Here is a 17,800-nt window from a genome sequence, read left to right as displayed (position 1 = left end):
CGGGGCGGGGAGATCGGGCCATATTTCTTCATTATGGCACATCATCATTCCCCCCTCGACGTCCTTCTCTCCCGCGCCTCGACGGACCATCTCGTCGAGCCTCCGCCGAAGGGGGATGAACTGCGAACCATCCTGTCCGCTGGCCTGCGTGCGCCGGATCACGGGAAGATGCGCCCCTGGCGCTATACGGTCATCAAGGGCAAGCACCGTGAGGCCTTTGCCGATCTCGTGGTGGAAGCCATGGGGCGGCAGGAGCCAGATGCTCCTGCGGCGAAGAAGACCAAGCGGCATCACCGCTTTGCCAACATGCCGATGATCATCGCACTTGGCATGCATCTGCAGCCGGAAGGCAAGATCCCCGTCATCGAGCAGGAAATGGCCGTGGCGGCGGGAGCAATGAATGTTCTGAACGCGCTGCATGCGGCCGGATTCGGCGGGATGTGGGTGACAGGCCCGTTCTGCGAGGATCGCGCACTGCTTGAAGCGCTGGGTCTGCCCGCGCCGCATCGTCTGGCCGGTTTCCTGTTCGTGGGTACGCCGGCAAAGCATTCGGATGAGCGCAAGCGCCCCGACATCGACGATTACATGGCCATCTGGAAGGGAGACGCCATCAAGTTCCCCGCGGACGCCGGCTGATCCGATGCGTTACGACGTCATTGTTGCCGGTGGCGGTCCGGTCGGTCTCGCCTGTGCCATTTCGCTCGGACGTGACGGGCGCAGGGTCTGCGTTGTCGAGCGGTCGCCAGTGGATGTGCTGGCCGATCCACCCTTCGACGGCCGGGAAATCGCGCTGACGCATCATGCGTCGGAATGGCTGAAGGCGATCGGCGCCTGGGAAGAAATCCCCTCCGGCAGCCTTTGTCCGATGTACACGGCCCGCATTGAAACAGGAAAGACCGGCAGTCCACCGCTTCTGTTCGATGCCCCATCCGATGGGCCTGATGCGCTGGGGCATATGGTCGCGAACCATCTGATCCGGCGTGCCCTGTATCGCGTGGCTGCCCGGACGCAGGGCGTAGATATCCGGGCCGGAGAGGGTATTGCCAGTTCGTGGCATGATGCGCGCTCTGCAGGTGTGGTACTGGCCAATGGTGAGCGCATCGAAGCGGATCTGCTGGTTGCAGCCGACGGGCGTTTTTCGCGTTTGCGGAGCGAAGCCGGGATCGGCGCGATCGTTCACGATTTCCAGCGCAACATCATGGTCTGTCGCATGCGGCATCCGGAATCCCATGCGAATACCGCGCTTCAGTGGTTCGACGAAGGGCAGACGATTGCCCTTCTGCCGGTTGCTCCCGATGAGCGTCCGGGATCGTGCTCTTCGCTCGTCCTGACGCTGGAGCCGGATGAAATCGCGCGTCTCAAGGCGCTGGATGGCAAGGCGTTCAGCGAAGACATCACGGCCCGCACGCAGGGACGGATGGGACAGATGACGCTTGAGAGCGCACGCTGCATCTATCCGCTCAAGGCGGTCTATGCGCATCGCTTTCAGGCACCGCGTCTCGCGCTGATCGGTGACGCGGCCGTGGGGATGCATCCGATCACGGCGCATGGGTTCAATCTGGGCCTCAAGGGACAGGAAACGCTGGCACGGGCAATTGCGGATGGTCCGGGTGATGCGGGTGATCCGTCCGTCCTGGCGCGTTTCGAGCGGACACATCGGCGGGCGACGGCGCCGCTCTTTGCGGCAACCAATGCGATTGCAACGGTTTATACCCGTGATGAGCCACCATTTCTGATGGCACGGCGGGCCGGACTGGCTGTTGCCAACCGTCTTCTGCCGTTCAAGGCGGCGGTGACGAACATGCTGATGGATCGCCACGGCTGACGCATCCGGCTGCGCTCTTTATGAGTTAGGAGATCACTCCAATGAAAGCTTTCGGGCACAGACGCGCAACCCGCATGGACGAGTCCGATGCGCTGGTCGAACTCGATATTCCGACCCCCGTTCCGGGGCCACGGGATGTCGTCGTGGAAATCCGGGCTGTCTCGGTCAATCCCGTGGATACGAAACTGCGCTCGATGGACCCGCCGGGCGATGAACCCCGCGTCCTTGGCTATGACGCCGTGGGAACGGTTGTGGCGACCGGTGGGCAGGTCCGGGGTTTTCGGGCCGGGGACCGTGTCTTTTATGCTGGCAGTGCGCAGCGGCAGGGGAGCGATGCGCGTTTTCAGGCTGTTGATGAGCGTCTGATTGCACGCGCACCAAAGACCTTGTCCGATCCCGAAGCCGCAGCCTTGCCGCTGACAGCTCTGACGGCATGGGAGCTTCTGTTCGATCGGCTGGGCGTGCGACTGGGCGACATGGAAAACCCGGAGGCGCTCCTGATTATCGGCGGTGCCGGTGGTGTGGGCTCGATCCTCACGCAGATTGCGCGCCGTCTGACGGGGCTGACAGTCATTGCCACGGCGTCCCGTCCGGAAACGACGGACTGGTGCCGGGAAATGGGCGCGCATCACGTTATCGACCATCGTCGTCCGCTTGATCAGGAACTGGCCCGGATCGGAATCCCGCAGGTGCGTTATGTCGCGGGTCTGACGGCGTCTGGTGAGCATCGCGACGCGATCGTGCGGTCTCTGGCACCTCAGGGTGCGCTGGCGCTGATTGATGATCCGGGCGAATTCGACATCATGCCGTTCAAGCGCAAGTCCCTGTCCGTGCACTGGGAATACATGTTCGCACGGCCGATGTTTGAAACGCCGGACATGGCGGCGCAGGGAAAGATCCTGGGTCAGGTCGCATCGCTGGTGGAAGCCGGGCTTCTGAAGACGACGCTGCATGAAGTCCTGGGGCCGATCACCATTGCCAATCTGCGACGGGCGCATGAACTGCTCGAAAGCGGTAAGGGGATCGGAAAGGCCGTACTCTGCGGATTTGAATGAAAGACTGAACTGGCGGGTCAGGGCTGATCCGTCAGTTGAAATGCGCCCGGAGCAGCGGGGTGGACGAAATGCAGAGCATGATCAGTCCGAACAGCGCCATGACCTTGATAATGAAAAAGCAGGCATGCTGGCGCGCTTCTGCGCCCGTGGCCAGCATCATGAACGGGTCCGGATCAGGAAAGCCGGTCCGGCTACCGATCTGAACCAGTTCCAGCGCACGCTGACGGGATGCGGCCGCCTGTGAGCGACGGCGTGTCATCTCCATACCGGAAATATCGGCCTTTTCATGCAGGGCGGTGAGATAGAGTTCCAGATCCTCGCGGCGATAGGCGATCTTCCCATCCGGCGTCTGCGTGCGGGCCGGTCCCGTTCCAAGAAGGGAAAGCAGCTTCATCCGGCGTTCGGGCAGGCCCAGATGGGCTGCCGCTTCCGCCATGGAAAGCATCTTTGAGCGGACAGGCAGGTGAAAGACCTGTCCGGCTGGCTTTTCTCCGGAAATATTTGTCGGGGACGGCATCGGTTCTGATCCTGGCCTCTCTGAACGGAGTGACCTTAGAGCCACTCCGCTGGAAAATCGAGTATCGACTGGACTCTCGGAAAGTATTTTCAGATCATGCTGTCGTGATGGCGACGTCCTCGGCATGAAAACGACGGAATACGTCAAAGAGAATGGCATCCTGAACACTGCCACCATCGCGGGCGGAGACCAGCGCAACACTCAGGGTCATGGTCAGACTGTCCCCGGCGATGGCGCTGACACGGACCTTCGGTGAGGGGGCCGACAGGACTTCGTCACGATGGGCCGCGACTTCCAGCAGCATGGCTTTCGCCTTTTCCGGATCGGTCGTCAGGGGGATCTTGAACGTCAGGGTCAGGACGCCCGTGGCACCGCTCAGCGTCGCGTTTTTGATGCTCGTGGTGATGAACTGGGAATTCGGGACGATCATGGTCGAACCGTCGCTCAGGCCGATGTCGGTGGCGCGGATGCTGATGCGTTTGACGTCACCGCGTGTTCCCGCGATCTCCACCATATCACCCACGCGGATAGGCCGCTCGGCCAACAGGATCACACCTGAAACGAAGTTCTGCACGATGGATTGCAGGCCAAAGCCGATACCAACGGAAAGGGCACTAACCACCCAGGTCAGGTTCTGCACGGACACACCTGCGATGGACAGGATGCCGAGGCCAACCATGATCCAGGAGCAATAGGTAAAGATGCTCAGGATCGAAGTGCGGCTGCCGAGGTCCAGCCGGGTGGTGGGGAAGAAGCGGTCCCGGATCCAGGCGCGGGTCTGTCGGATGGCGTAATAGGCCGCCACGACCAGAACAATGGCCAGCACCACCGTATCGAGCGAAATCTTCACGCCGTGAATGGTGTTGCCGACAAACAGGAGCCACAGCCGGTTGGTGATGTCCGCAACGCTGAAGCTGCCATCCGTCTGGGCGATGGAGAACAGCAGGAGCAGGAGCAGGACATTGCCGAGACCAGAAAGGATAACGCTGATCTGGGACAGGCGCCGCTGTGTCAGTCCGAGCAGAACCAGACGGCGACTGAAAAAGCCGTTTTCGGAAAACAGGCGGTCCAGAACATCACGCCAGCACAGGCCCAGAAGCGTTACAATGGCAACACCCGTGCCCAGCGACAGCAGCCACCCATTGAGCGTGAAGGCAAAAGCCACATAGCCCAGCAGGATGGAAATGACCGTAACGGCCAGAAGCAGACTGGAAACACCCAGCGCAGACGGTGCGAAGCCCCGTGTATCGTTCTGGTTGCCGAGCCTGCGGAATGTATCCACGGCGCAGACGGCAATGGCGATCGAGAACACGATTTCCAGCAGGAGCTGCAGGGTCTGGCCAAAAGCATCCTGAGCCTGAAAGGCCCGGAGAAGATCCAGCAGCAGGATACTGACGGCAAGAATCCAGTCCACGCCGCGCAGGGCCTTGCGTTCGCCCGGATTGCCCTGGGCGAGGACACCGCTGCGACCGAAAATCGGCAATCCGGCGCCAATGATGAAACCGCAGACAGGGACTGTCTCGCCAATGATCGCGCCGATCGGACCACCACCATCAGAAAGAGCCGCCGCAGCCCAGATGAACCAGACCAGCGTGGCCATCAGTGCTTCTAGTGCACCATTCAGCGTAATGGCGATGATGCTGCTGGAGAGGGCTTCCTTCACGCTGTCTTCCGTCGCCGGGCGGAAATGGGCCCCGCAGCGTTTGAGCAGACGCAGGATCAGCGGCGAGCTGAGACCGATGGCCGCGAAAGTGATCGCGCAACCGATCAGAAGGTAGAGCCAGTCGGACAGGACGCCACCCGCATGGAGCGAGTAGCGGTTTTCTGCCCGCTCGGTCAGGAGCGTGTTCCAGAAGCGCGGAGCAAGCGGTGAGACCGTGTGTTCGGACAGGGCCGCGTGTTGCAGGCGTGTGCGACGGGCATTGATGGCCGTGTTGAGCTGCTGGGCCTGAAGATTATAGAGCTTGGCCCGCATCAGCGCCGATTTCACGGACTGCGAATTCTGCTGCATCCGCTGGCGCTGTGCCGTGACGGAGGGGTCCTCGTTTTCCGCGGCCTTGGGGCCAAGGATTTTCAGGAAAGATTCGGTGATGCTGTCATAGGACTGGATCTGCGTGACCGCATCCTGCGTGTTCTGCTGGACCTTCTGGACCTGGGACGACAGGTCGTCGAGCTCACTGTTGCCCGTATTCGCATCCTTACGGTTGAGCGTCGCAAAAACCTGTCGCAGAACCGTGGCGCTGTCATCAAGCTGATGGTCGATGGACGCAGAAACCGCGTTCCACCCAAGACCGGAATTGCTTCCAGGGTCGGACGACGTGTCCTTGGCGCTGTCTTTTGGCGCAACCTTGGAGGGCTGCGCTGTCGTCTGTGCAGCGGCCAGTGCTGGCTGGGCAGGAAGCAGTCCGGCGCAGAGCATTCCGAGAGCCAGAAAAACACATCCCAGCGCATGTCCAAAAGCGGGTCCGGAGCGCCAGCGCGGGGAGTCTGAAGAGGCAGGCGCGACAAGCCGTTTGGTCATGCGTGGGTATTCCGTCCAGTGTCTTGAAGGATTTTCAACGGTTTGCAGGGGCAGGGGTTCGATCATCACATATCCGTGGGCCTGTTCATCAGGCAGACGGAGACGAAAAAGGCATCTTTCCGGGATGGGAAAGATGCCTTGGTCGCTGCGTGAAGAGTGGGTTCAGGCCGGGCGGTCAACGCCATGGGCATCGGCGATTGTCTCGAGCCCGTCGCGGCGCATGGCGTCGAGCAGTTCCGTCTTCATGCGGGGCAGGATGCCGGGGCCCTGCAGCACGAAAGACGAATAGATCTGCACCATATCCGCACCCATGCGGATGCGGGCGAGAATGTCTTCCCCGGTTTCGATACCGCCACAGGAAATCAGCGCCAGACGGCCCTTGTTCAGCCCCGAGACGATCCGTAGAACCTCGCGCGAACGCGGGGCGAGGGGGCGACCGGACAGACCACCGCTTTCGCGGGCTGCCGGGTCATGCAGGGTCGCGGGGCGGGCGATGGTCGTGTTGGTCAGGATCAGGCCCTGCGCGCCACCTTCGATCGCGGCTTCAAGGATCGGCTCGTAGGAACTGTCATCCAGATCGGGCGCGAGCTTGACCAGAAGCGGCGGGCGCTCCGGATTGCGCGTGTTGATGGCGTCCAGAAGCTCTTTCAGCATCGTTGCCGACTGGAGATCCCGCAGGCCTGGCGTGTTGGGGGACGACAGGTTCATCGTGATGTAGTCGGCATAGGGGCGCACGCGCGCCACGAGGTCCGGATAGTCCCGCAGCGGGTCAGAGCCCGTCTTGTTGATCCCGATATTCACGCCCAGCGGGACGGTCGGGCCGCGCATCCTGCCATTGGGCATCGGACGGTGCAGACGGGCGAGACGACGGCAGAAGCGGTCCACGCCGCAGCCATTGAACCCCATGCGGTTGATGATCGCGCCGTCCTCGACCAGCCGGAACAGGCGGGGGCCGGGATTGCCGGGCTGGGGGCGGGGCGTCACGGTCCCGGCCTCGATATGGCCGAAGCCCAGCTTTGCCAGCGGACGGATGGCGCGGGCATCCTTGTCAAACCCGGCGGCCAGGCCGATCGGGTTGGGAAAGCGCAGGCCGAGCGTACGGGTCGAGAGGGCCGGCACGTCCTTCGGGGCATGGCCACCGAGTCCGAGCGCGAGGGAATGAATGGCGAGTTCATGCGCCGTTTCGGTGTCGAAGCGGTGCAGGAGGGGGGTGACGAGCGTTCCGAGGTCGATCATGAGTTGTTTCCATACCCTAATCTTGGGTGCGGCGCATCAGCTTCGCGCTCTGGCCTTGCACCGTCGAGGGCTCATTTGTCTTGGCGGGGGAACGGGGACGCGATAGATGCGAAGGCATGTCCAACGCATCCACTGAATCCTATGACGAGCCTTATCTTGAGACCTGCTGCCGCTCCACGCTGCACCGGTTGCTGCTCTGCGCTTCGACGGGACGACCGACAGGGCTGAAGGACCAGCCCTGTCTGGAACGGCTGGAGCGGCTTGGTCTGTCTGAACTGCGCGATGACGGCCGTTTCGTCATCACGCAGGATGGTCTGAAGCGGCATCGCGAAGAAATCGGTCCGGTGGACTGATCGACGGACTGAAAATCAGGACGCGCTCGTCCAGGCCTGATCCAGTCCTTCACGGCAGAAGCGGATGACTTCGCTCAGGTCGCGGTCATACAGACTGTCCGGCACGCCGGACGAGAAGATCTCCACCGTACAGGCGCCACGGAAGCCCGCATCCCATGTGGCATGCAGCATTTCATGAAGCGGAATGCAGCCATCTCCGGGGATCAGACGGTCCGCGGCGGAATAGGGTGTGCGCCAGTCGCTGACCTGAAGGACATTGATCTTGCTGCCCGCAGCGCGGATAGCCGCGCAGACGTCCTTCTGCTGCCAGATATTCCAGTAATCCAGACACAGACCCATGGCGGAGTGTCCAACGCCATCAATGATGTCCATCGCCTGTTCAATGGTCCAGATCGCGCTTTCGGTATTCACCGAGGTCGGGTTCAGCGGCTCCAGTGACAGGGAGACGCCCAGATCCTCCGCAAGCGGGCAGAGGTCGCGCAGATAGCGCACCGTCTCGTCCATGGTACGGCGCATATTCCCTTTGGGTGGCGCGCCGGTATTGGTGACGAAGACGCTGCCGGGCACATGCGGAGCCAGGGTTTTCAGGCTCCGGGTCAGGCGTCCAACGCGGGCTTCAGTCGCGCCGGGCTCGGGCACCATGGCGCTTCCGAAAAATGTGCGGACGGCGGGTTGAACGGCACTGACGGTCAGGCCGCTGTCCTTCACAAGGCGCATCTGCTCTTCGATGCGGTTCTGATCAAGCTTGGCTTCGCAGATCTCGATCGCATCCACGCCAAGCTCGCAATAGCGGGTGACGTCTTCCTCGAACGACCAGGGCTGGGTCGTGAACTCGTTCATGCCGAAGCTGAAAGGCAGTGTCGTCATCGGTTCAGCCCTTCATGAAATCGAGAACGGTGCGGTTGAACTTCTCGGTCTCGTCGAGAAAGACCATATGGGCGCTGTCCGTAAAGTCCACGCCCCGGCAGTTGGGCATGTGCTGCGCGACCCAGGCAGGGCCTTCCGGGTTCAGGACCGTATCCTTGCGTGCAATCATCATCAGAGCCGGAATAGCGAAGCGGGGAATGATGTCGCGCCAGTCCTGTGTCGTATGATCGGCCATCATGGCGCTGCGGGCATAAGCCGGGCTTTGTGCCATTTCCCGGAGCAGGAAGGCTTTTTCATCATCCGGGAGGGGATGGCAGATGCAGCTCTCCAGATTGCCTTTGTCGAACTCTTCGGGCGTCAGGGTGAGCTGCTGCTGCACGGCTGTCAGACCGGCCTGATCGTAACAGGCGGCATGTCCGAGTTTCCACTCGGCGGAATAATACTGCTTGGGAGTCTGCTGGACGAAAATGGCATTGCGGATGCGTTCAGTGCCGAACAGTTCAAGATACGACCAGATGATCGGGCAGCCCAGCGACCAGCCCAGAACCGTGACATCCTGAAGGTTCAGCGCAACCAGCAGATCCCGCAGATCGGCGGCCAGACGGGAAATCCGGTAGCCGTGCTGCGGCTTTTCGGAACGTCCGTGACCACGGAGATCGACGGTAATGACGCGGGCCTGTTCGGAGATCGGACCGACATTGCGATGGAAAAAGCGCCCCGAGAAGGTCCAGCCGTGGATCATGACGAGGGGGCGCCCGTGTCCCTGCTCTTCATAATGAATGCGGGTTCCGTCGCTGGTCGTGATGTGCGGCATGCTCTTCTCCATGGAGGGTGGCGGAAAGGGGCGTGAAGACTGTCCGGGTCATAGCGCACGGACATGGGGGCGGGTTGCGTGCAAAGGAGCGTTTGCGCTTGCGGGAGCAGGACGGTAAATTGATCCTGCCATGACTGCTTCCGCTCCTTCCGTCGCCTCTGATGCGCCTTCCGCAGCACCCCCGAACCGTGTTCTGAAACCCATTGATCTGGGGCAGGGCGTGGTGATCGCGGATCCGGTGATCCTTGCTCCGCTCTCGGGTGTCACGGATCTGCCGTTCCGTCAGCTTGCCCGTGATCTCGGGGCAGGGCTTGTCGTGTCGGAAATGATCGCGTCCTGGGCGATGATCCGCGAGAACGAAAACACCATGCGCATGGCGCGGATGGCCGAGCGCGGGCCGAATGCGGTCCAGCTTGCCGGATGTGATCCCGAGGCCATGGCGCAGGCGGCGAAGATTTCGGTGGATGGGGGTGCGAACCTCATCGACATCAATTTCGGCTGCCCGGTGAAAAAGGTCGCGATCGGGCAGATGGCGGGATCGGCGCTGATGCGGGACGAGGTTCTGGCCGGAAAGCTGCTCGAAGCGACGGCGCGGGCCGTGAATGTGCCGGTGACGCTCAAGATGCGCATGGGCTGGGACCACAATTCGCTCAATGCACCGCGTCTGGCGAAGATCGCGGAAGAAAGCGGCATCAGGCTTGTAACGGTTCACGGTCGCACGCGGCAGATGTTTTATAACGGCACGGCGGATTGGCGTTTCGTCAAAACGGTGAAGGACGCGGTGTCGCTGCCGGTCATTGTCAATGGCGATATCAACACCATCCGCGATGCACGTGAGGCGCTGCATCAGTCTCAGGCCGATGGTGTCATGATCGGGCGTGGCTGTTATGGACGGCCCTGGTTCACGGCACAGGTGGCGCAGTCCCTGCGGACCGGAGAAAATGTGCCTGACCCGGATCTGGCGACCGAAAAGGAAATCGCGCTGCGGCATTACCGGATGATGCTCGATCATTTCGGCGAGCGGCCGGGCCTGCGTCTCGCGCGCAAGCATGTGTCCTGGTATTCCGCCGGGCTGCCGGGCTCTGCGACGTTCCGCTCCACCATCAATGGTGTGGAAAGCGCCGCCGAGGCCATCGCTCTGCTGACTGCGTTCTATGACCGTCATATCGAGGCTGGTGTTGTTCGCAACCGTGAGGCCGGCCCGACGGGCAGTCTGAACCGCGACGGCACGCGTGAAGCGGCCTGAGGGTGTGAGCCGGCCAGCGCTTCCATGGCAGCCATGACGGAGCCGTCTGCTTCAGGTCTGGTCGAGCAGGGTTGCCATCCGGTTTTTCTGTATGGAGCGTCCCGGCTGGACCGGCAGGACGTTGCCCGGCGGCTTCACAGTCACAGCCCGCGTGCGCAGAATCCGTTCGTGATTGCAGCTCTGACCGCCACGCCGCGTGCGCTTCGTGAAGCGGCGCTTTTTGGCAACGGCGAGGCTGGCTGGATTCAGCAGGCGCAGGGCGGCACGTTGCTGCTGGATGAGATCGACTGTCTGTGCCCGCTGATGCAGGACCGGTTCATGGACTGGCTGGCACAGGCGGACACGGACCTGCGCGTGATTGCGGGAAGCCGGCATGATCCCGTTCTTCTGCTCCGGCAGGGTGGGCTGTCCGCCGCCCTGCATCGCTGGCTGTCGGCGCTACCCTCGACACAGCGTCTGGGGCCGGAGCGGATCAGTGCGGTCTGTCGTCTGGCGGCCGGAACGGGCACGGCGCGTCCCCGCGGTCTGGAACGGGCACTGGAACGGCCCCTGTCCGAATATCTTGAGGGCGATCTGGAAAACGGGGCGGGCGATCTGCATGCCTGTGTGGTGGGCGAGGTCGAACGGCCGCTGATCACGATGGTCCTGCGCCGGACCTGCGGTAACCAGTTGCGCGCGGCCGCCATTCTGGGTGTGAACCGCAATACCCTGCGCAAGCGGATCCGTGAGCTTGATATCACGATCCCGAAAGGCATCGACGAGTGAGATTTCCTGCCCTGAGGCGCCTGTTCGCAAGGCTGACGAGTGCCAATGGGGCGGTTCTTCTGACAGTCATGGCGCTGGTGCTCGCCTTTGCGACGTTTGTCGTTCTGTCGGGAGGCATGTCTCTGGCGCATCGCCCGCAGGTTCAGGCGATCGTTTTCCTGCTCGACTTCATCACGCTCATGCTGATTGCGGCGGCGGCCGTGGTGCAGATCGGGCGGATGGTCGCCGAGCGCAGGCTCGGTCTGGCCGGGGCGCGGCTGCATGTCCGGCTCATTACGCTGTTCGGAATTGTCGCGGTTGCGCCAACCATTGTGGTAGGCGCGGTGGCGACGCTGTTCTTCCATTACGGTGTGGAAATCTGGTTCTCCAACCGCGTGAATGATGCCCTGACCGAGGCCCGGTCTGTCGCGGTCGGCTATTTGCGCGAACATAATGACAACGCCCGGACGGAGGCCTTCGCGCTCGCGAACACGCTGATCACTGTCCAGAATGACGAGCTGTTCTCGCGTGGGACCGATCTTTTCCACGATCCGGCACGTCTTCAGGAATTCCTGGATGATGAAGTTACCGAGCGTGGCCTGACGGATGCGGAAGTCTTTGATCCGCTGACCTACAAGGTTCTGGCAGTCGGTGGTCTTCTGGGTAGCGACGCGGATATGACGACCGCGCCGCCTTTGCCGCCGAAATCGGTTGTCGAACTGGCCCAGCATGGCGAGGCGGTCATCCTTGACCGGCCGGATCAGCGGAAAGTGCGCGCCGTGGTGGCGCTGGGGGGTAATTCCGGCCTCATGCTGGTCATCACGCGCCCGGTCGATCCGGATGTCGTGGAACACATGCGCCGCACTGATGCGCTGGTCGCGGATTATCAGCGGCTGATCACCAATCGCGGCAAGACGCAGGTCCTGTTTGCGGTCATTTTCGCCCTGATGGGGCTGCTGGTGCTGGCCGTCGGGATGCTGACCGGGCTGGCACTGGCCAATCGTATCGCCAACCCGCTCGGCCTGCTCATTCTGGCCGCACAGCGGATTTCCAAGGGCGATCTGGAGGTGCGTGTTCCGGTTCCCGAAGATGCGGGACGGGATAAAGATGATGAGGTGACGGGGCTGTCCCGCGCTTTCAACAGCATGACGGACCAGCTCGAAAGCCAGCGCTCCGAACTGATGCAGGCCTATGACCAGATCAACGAGCGCCGTCGCTTTACCGAGACGGTGCTGGCAGGTGTGTCGGCCGGCGTGATCGGGCTGGACCGGATGCAGGTCATCGAACTGCCCAACCGTGCGGCCTCCAGCGTGCTCCAGCGTGATCTCCAGCCGGCGATCGGAATGAAGCTGACGGACCGGGTGCCGGAGTTTTCGACGCTGCTGGATGCGGCCCGCATGGCGCCCGAGCGCGTCCATACCGCCGAAATCCAGGTGGATACGGAAGGCGCGCAGCGTCCAGGTGGACCGGGTGAGGGCGCAGGGGCTGGTGCGGGGCGGACGCTTCTCGTGCGGGTTGTGGCGGAACTGCGTGGGCAGGATGTCGCGGGCTATGTCGTGACCTTCGATGACATCACCGATCTTCAGTCCGCGCAGCGCAAAGCCGCCTGGGCCGATGTGGCGCGGCGTGTGGCGCATGAGATCAAGAATCCGCTGACCCCGATCCAGCTTGCGGCAGAGCGCCTCAAGCGGCGCTTCCTCAAGGAAATCCATTCCGATCCCGAGACCTACACGCAGCTTGTGGACACGATCGTGCGGCAGGTCGGGGACATCGGGCGGATGGTGGACGAGTTCTCCGCCTTCGCGCGGATGCCGCAGCCCGTCATGCAGCCGGAAGACTTCTCACGGCTCTGCCGGGAGGCGCTGGTACTCCAGCGGAATGCCCATCCCGAAATCGTGTTCGAGACGACCGGACTGCCGCCTTCAGGGCCGATCGTGCGCTGTGACCGGCGACTCATCGGCCAGGCACTGACAAATCTGCTACAGAATGCAGCCGATGCCATCAGCATGGCAGGCCGCGGAAAACCGGGAGAAAACGCTCCCGGACAGCCAGTGCAGCCAATTGGACACATTGTGGTGGGCTTGCACATTCGCGGCGGGCATGTCCTGCTAGACATAGAAGATGACGGGATCGGCCTGCCGACGGTGGAACGCCACCGGCTGACCGAGCCTTATGTAACCCACAAGGCGAAGGGCACCGGCCTCGGCCTTGCGATCGTCAAGAAGATCATGGAGGACCATTCCGGGATGCTTCAGCTCACTGATCGGGAACCAGACGACTCCCGTGGCTTAACCGGGCGGCGGGGAACGCGCGTGACCCTGTCCCTGCCGTTATGGGAGCAGGAGAGCCATGTCCCGGGTGGAACGGACCACCAGAGCATGAGGGCAGCAGATGGAACATGAGATCCTGATCGTCGATGACGAACCGGACATCCGGTTCCTCATTGAAGGCATTCTGAACGACGAAGGCTACAAGACCCGCACGGCTGCCAATTCGGATCAGGCGCTCGAGCTTTTCCGGGCGCATTGTCCGTCGCTGGCGATTCTGGATATCTGGTTGCAGGGGTCCCGGCTGGACGGGATCGAACTGCTCAAGATCTTCCAGGCCGAGGAGCCGGGCCTGCCGACGCTGATGATCTCGGGTCACGGAACGATTGAGACGGCGGTGTCCAGTCTCAAACTCGGGGCCTATGATTTCATCGAAAAACCGTTCCAGTCGGATCGGCTTCTGGTCGTGGTGCGCCGTGCCCTTGAAGCGGCACGCCTGCGCCGGGAAAATGCGGAACTGCGTCTGCGGGCGGGTCCGGAAACGACGCTGTCGGGGGACGGTGCTGTCATTTCGGCCCTTCGTGCCCAGATCGAGCGTGTTGCCCCCACCAATTCGCGTGTGCTGATCAGCGGTCCGGCCGGCTCGGGCAAGGAAGTTGCAGCGCGCATGATCCATGCACGCTCCCGCCGTGCTGAAGGGCCGTTCATTGCCCTGAACTGCGCAACACTGGCGCCCAACCGCTTTGAGGAAGCACTTTTTGGTCTCGAAGGCGAGAACGGCCAGCCGATGCGCCGCGGCGTGCTGGAACGGGCCCATCGTGGAACGCTGCTGCTCGATGAGGTCGCGGACATGCCGCCCGAGACGCAGGGCAAGATCGTCCGTGCGCTTCAGGACCAGACATTCGAGCGGCTGGGCGGCAATACGCGGGTGAAAGTAGACATCCGCGTCATCGCCACCACTAACCGGGACCTTCAGTCCGAAATTGCTGCCCATCGCTTCCGCGAGGACCTGTATTACCGCCTCGCGGTCGTGCCTCTGCGGGTGCCGTCCCTGCGTGAACGGCGTGAGGATATTCCGGGGCTGGCGCGACATTTCCTTGAGCGTTGCGCACAGTCATCGGGTCTTCCTGTTCGGGAACTTTCCGTGGACGCACTCGCGGCGCTGCAGTCCTATGAATGGCCCGGCAATGTGCGCGAGCTGCGTAACCTGATGGAACGTCTGCTGATCATGATGCCGGGGACCGGGAATGATCCGATCCGGGCGGACATGCTGCCGGCCACTATCAGCCAGGGTGCGCCGTCCATGACGCGCCTCAATTCCGGCGCGGACGTCATGAGCCTGCCACTGCGGGAAGCGCGGGACCTGTTCGAGACGCAGTATCTTCAGGTGCAGCTCATGCGGTTTGGTGGTAACATCAGCCGCACGGCCAGTTTCGTCTGCATGGAGCGCAGTGCGCTGCATCGCAAGCTCAAGCAGCTTGGGGTGACGACGAATGACGAGCGTTCGGGCGCCGCATCCACACCGGTGAGCAGCTGAGATGAAACGCCGGCTTTTCTCCTTTTCCTTCAGTCGACTGATAACAGCGTGACTTCAGAACCTTCCTCTTCTGCGCGTGCCGTGCAGGAGGTTTTCCTCGAGCATCTGCGCAGGACGGAAGCCTCCGTGACCGTTTTTCTGGTCAATGGCGTGAAGCTTCAGGGCATTGTCACCCAGTCGGACGCGCAGACCCTGCTGCTCCGACGTGATGGTCATGTGCAGCTTGTCTACAAACATGCCGTCAGCACGATCATGCCGGTGGCGGCCATGTCCCATTTTGTGGAAGAAGAACTTTGAGCGGTTTCGATACCAAAAAACCTGCAACCCGTGCGGCCGTCATCCTGCCCTGGGAGAAGTCGGGACCGCAGGAGGAAATCCGCGCGGCCGATGCACGGCTTGAGGAAGCGGTCGGGCTGACAGCGTCGATCGGGCTTGTGGTGGTGCGTCAGGCGGCCATTCTGCTGCGCGCGCGCCGTCCGGCGACCCTGCTGGGAAGCGGTCAGGTCGAGCAGCTGGCGGAAGCGGTCAAGCTGGATAACGTGGACGTGGTCGTCATCGATGCGCGCCTGTCTCCCGGGCAGCAACGTAATCTCGAAAAGGCTCTGGGCTGCAAGGTTGTGGACCGGACGGGGCTGATTCTCGATATTTTTGGCGCGCGCGCAGCGACCCGTGAAGGTGTGCTCCAGGTTGAACTGGCGCATCTGGAATACCAGCGCTCGCGGCTTGTGCGGCTGTGGACCCATCTTGAGCGTCAGCGCGGTGGCTTCGGCTTCCTTGGTGGTCCGGGTGAGACGCAGATGGAAGCGGATCGCCGGATGCTGGCCGAACGGATCGGCAAGATCAAGAAAGAGCTGGAACAGGTCCGCCGGACGCGCGGGTTGCATCGTGACTCCCGCAAGCGCGTGCCATTCCCTGTCGTGGCTCTTGTGGGTTACACCAATGCTGGCAAATCCACGCTGTTCAATGCCCTGACGGGCGCGTCTGTCCATGCGCAGGACCAGCTTTTCGCCACGCTGGACCCGACCATGCGCGGACTGCGCCTGCCGTCCGGCCGCAATGTGATCCTGTCCGATACGGTGGGCTTTATCAGTGAGCTGCCGACGGAGCTGATTGCGGCCTTCCGGGCGACGCTTGAGGAAGTGGCGCAGGCGGATGTGATCCTGCATGTGCGCGACATTTCGCATCCTGATAGTGCGGCCCAGCGGGCCGACGTGCTCAATGTGCTGGACGGCATGGTACGCGACGGAATGCTCGATGCGCACTGGCCGGACCGTACGATTGAAGTGCTGAACAAGGCCGATCTGGTCGGTGGCGTTGAGGCCGTGCCCAAGCGTGAAAACGCGGTGGCGATCTCAGCCATCACGGGCGAGGGGCTGCCGGATCTGTTCGAGATCCTGGACCAGTACCTGACGCGATCGATGAAATCCGTGGATGTGCGTCTTCCGATCACGGACGGCGCGGCCCTCGCCTGGCTTTACCAGCATGGCGAAGTGGTTGGTCGGACGGATCGCGAAGACGGGATGGACGTGCAGGTCCGTCTTTTCTCAGCCGATCTGGAGCGGTTCGGACTGCTTCACCCGGACCGGATCATCCGCCCGGAAGCCTGAGACCTTCCTCTTTGGGCGCTGACACAGCCTGTGCAGCGCCGGGGGAGAGGCGGGCGGCCCTGGCGCGCTGGCGGGCACGATCCAGTGGAATGGCCAGCGCGTAGGTCAGGCCAAGGCCGACCACGTTCATCACGAGCTGATCCCACAGATCGATGCCGAAGCTCGCGAACATCAGCCGTCCCAGCAGGTCCAGCACCGTGCTGCAAGCAAAGACTTCCAGCGAGTTCCGTCCGAGCAAAGCGAGGCTCTGGCCGATCCGGTCGGCGGAAATGCGGCGCAGGGCCTTGGACGACTGCACCAGATAGAAGATCGCCATGATGTCCAGCAGGCGCCAGATGGCCAGCGTGGATTTGCCGGTATTGGGTGGGGCCGGAAAAACCCGCAGAAACGGGACGTGCCAGTATTCATACGGAAAGCACAGTACGAAAGCGCCCGCCAGATAGGTCAGGCACAGGACCTTGGCCCAGGGACGATACGGCAGATCGCCATTATGTTTCGAGGCCCAGACCGCACCCAGAATCCCCAGAATATAGAGAAACTGCCAGCCAAACGGATTGAGATACCAGCCATTGGGATCAAGCCAGTTCGGGATGGTAATGCGCGGATCGAGATTGGCAATAGCCCAGATACCGATGCTGAGCGCCAGCAGCAGCCATACACTGCGCTTGAGAACCCAGTAGATCAGCGGGAACAGCGCCAGAAGCACGACATAAAGCGGCAGGATGTTCAGATAGCTCGGCAGCGCATCGAAGGTCAGGATGCGCCATAGCCAGCTATAGCCATGCGCAAGCTGAGGTTCGATCGTGTATTCGGGCAGCGGCTGGTAGTGCCGCCACTGGCGCACGGTCCAGACGAAAACCAGTGTCATGCCGGTCTGGTACAGATACAGTCTGACGCAGCGTCCAAAAATACGATGGATGCCGCTTTTCCAGCCCTGCCGGTCGATCAGGCGACCATAGGCCAGATAGGACGCATAGCCCGCTAGCATGACGAAGATCTCGGCCGCGTCCGCAAAACCGAAATTGCGGATGGTGATGCGGTTGAGCAGATCATCGGGAACATGATCCACGAGCATCATCAACAGGGCGATGCCACGCAGCGCATCCACACGGTGATCGCGGGGATTCTTGCGCGCTAAAGCTGCTGGGGGCGGTTGGGGCGGCTCCATGACTTCTTCTTACCGTCAGTGCGGGGGCAGGGGTATGGGTGAC

Annotated in this window: 16 protein-coding genes; 10 read left to right on the top strand and 6 right to left on the bottom strand. The window is 62.2% G+C overall.

All coding sequences use genetic code 11. The annotated features are described in order from the left end of the window. Positions 1–33: 33 nt before the first annotated feature. The 3 genes from HKD24_RS11625 to HKD24_RS11615 are packed head-to-tail and all read left to right on the top strand — an operon-like array spanning position 34 to position 2,880. On the top strand, positions 34–636 hold the full coding sequence (locus tag HKD24_RS11625; protein WP_194260424.1) for a nitroreductase family protein: 603 nt from the start codon (positions 34–36) through the stop codon (positions 634–636). Positions 637–640: 4 nt separating this feature from the next. Then, complete coding sequence (ubiM, locus tag HKD24_RS11620) at positions 641–1,825, top strand: 5-demethoxyubiquinol-8 5-hydroxylase UbiM (protein ID WP_194260423.1); 1,185 nt, start codon at positions 641–643, stop codon at positions 1,823–1,825. Positions 1,826–1,866: 41 nt separating this feature from the next. Continuing rightward, positions 1,867–2,880, top strand: a complete 1,014-nt coding sequence (locus HKD24_RS11615; protein ID WP_194260422.1) for a zinc-binding alcohol dehydrogenase family protein — start codon at positions 1,867–1,869, stop codon at positions 2,878–2,880. 31 nt (positions 2,881–2,911) lie between these two features. Here HKD24_RS11615 and HKD24_RS11610 read toward each other — a convergent pair whose 3' ends face one another. The 3 genes from HKD24_RS11610 to HKD24_RS11600 form a co-directional block, all read right to left on the bottom strand. After that, entirely contained in the window at positions 2,912–3,397 is a 486-nt protein-coding gene (locus HKD24_RS11610; RefSeq protein ID WP_194260421.1) for a hypothetical protein, read from the bottom strand. A gap of 94 nt (positions 3,398–3,491) precedes the next feature. Further along, entirely contained in the window at positions 3,492–5,918 is a 2,427-nt protein-coding gene (locus HKD24_RS11605) for a DUF3772 domain-containing protein (RefSeq protein ID WP_228124353.1), read from the bottom strand. A gap of 162 nt (positions 5,919–6,080) precedes the next feature. Then, positions 6,081–7,154 (bottom strand): quinone-dependent dihydroorotate dehydrogenase, encoded by a 1,074-nt coding sequence (locus HKD24_RS11600; RefSeq protein WP_194260420.1) that lies wholly within the window; start codon positions 7,152–7,154, stop codon positions 6,081–6,083. A gap of 116 nt (positions 7,155–7,270) precedes the next feature. Here HKD24_RS11600 and HKD24_RS11595 point away from each other — a divergent pair, with 116 nt between their 5' ends. Further along, positions 7,271–7,507 (top strand): hypothetical protein, encoded by a 237-nt coding sequence (locus HKD24_RS11595; RefSeq protein ID WP_062509772.1) that lies wholly within the window; start codon positions 7,271–7,273, stop codon positions 7,505–7,507. A 15-nt stretch (positions 7,508–7,522) separates the two neighbouring features. On the opposite strand, the gene HKD24_RS11590 is transcribed toward HKD24_RS11595, so the two are convergent. Next, positions 7,523–8,374 carry a sugar phosphate isomerase/epimerase family protein gene (locus tag HKD24_RS11590; protein WP_194260419.1) on the bottom strand — a complete coding sequence of 284 codons (852 nt, stop codon included), beginning with the start codon at positions 8,372–8,374 and terminating at the stop codon, positions 7,523–7,525. 4 nt (positions 8,375–8,378) lie between these two features. Then, entirely contained in the window at positions 8,379–9,188 is an 810-nt protein-coding gene (locus tag HKD24_RS11585) for an alpha/beta fold hydrolase (RefSeq protein ID WP_194260418.1), read from the bottom strand. Between the two features lie 130 nt (positions 9,189–9,318). Between HKD24_RS11585 and dusB the strand changes: the two genes are divergently transcribed. The 6 genes from dusB (at position 9,319) to hflX (ending at position 16,589) form a co-directional block, all read left to right on the top strand. Beyond that, positions 9,319–10,434, top strand: coding sequence for a tRNA dihydrouridine synthase DusB (gene dusB, locus HKD24_RS11580; RefSeq protein ID WP_194260417.1), 1,116 nt, complete (start codon positions 9,319–9,321; stop codon positions 10,432–10,434). A 24-nt stretch (positions 10,435–10,458) separates the two neighbouring features. Continuing rightward, entirely contained in the window at positions 10,459–11,199 is a 741-nt protein-coding gene (locus HKD24_RS11575; protein ID WP_194260416.1) for a sigma 54-interacting transcriptional regulator, read from the top strand. A gap of 68 nt (positions 11,200–11,267) precedes the next feature. Next, positions 11,268–13,580, top strand: a complete 2,313-nt coding sequence (locus HKD24_RS11570; protein WP_228124362.1) for a sensor histidine kinase NtrY-like — start codon at positions 11,268–11,270, stop codon at positions 13,578–13,580. Continuing rightward, positions 13,570–14,982, top strand: a complete 1,413-nt coding sequence (ntrX, locus tag HKD24_RS11565) for a nitrogen assimilation response regulator NtrX (RefSeq protein WP_194260414.1) — start codon at positions 13,570–13,572, stop codon at positions 14,980–14,982. The genes HKD24_RS11570 and ntrX overlap by 11 nt, the downstream gene beginning before the upstream one ends. Positions 14,983–15,030: 48 nt before the next feature. After that, entirely contained in the window at positions 15,031–15,279 is a 249-nt protein-coding gene (gene hfq / locus HKD24_RS11560) for an RNA chaperone Hfq (RefSeq protein ID WP_194260413.1), read from the top strand. Then, entirely contained in the window at positions 15,276–16,589 is a 1,314-nt protein-coding gene (gene hflX / locus HKD24_RS11555) for a GTPase HflX (protein ID WP_194260412.1), read from the top strand. The genes hfq and hflX overlap by 4 nt, the downstream gene beginning before the upstream one ends. On the opposite strand, the gene HKD24_RS11550 is transcribed toward hflX, so the two are convergent. Further along, positions 16,570–17,757, bottom strand: a complete 1,188-nt coding sequence (locus HKD24_RS11550; RefSeq protein WP_194260411.1) for an OpgC family protein — start codon at positions 17,755–17,757, stop codon at positions 16,570–16,572. The genes hflX and HKD24_RS11550 overlap by 20 nt on opposite strands. Between the last annotated feature and the right edge of the window lie 43 nt (positions 17,758–17,800).

The sequence above is a fragment of the Gluconobacter vitians genome (genome assembly GCF_015244565.1).
In the GTDB taxonomy this organism is placed as follows: domain Bacteria; phylum Pseudomonadota; class Alphaproteobacteria; order Acetobacterales; family Acetobacteraceae; genus Gluconobacter; species Gluconobacter vitians.
The sequence above is the reverse complement of the archived record's forward strand: the minus strand, read 5'-3'. Positions and strand labels throughout refer to the sequence as shown.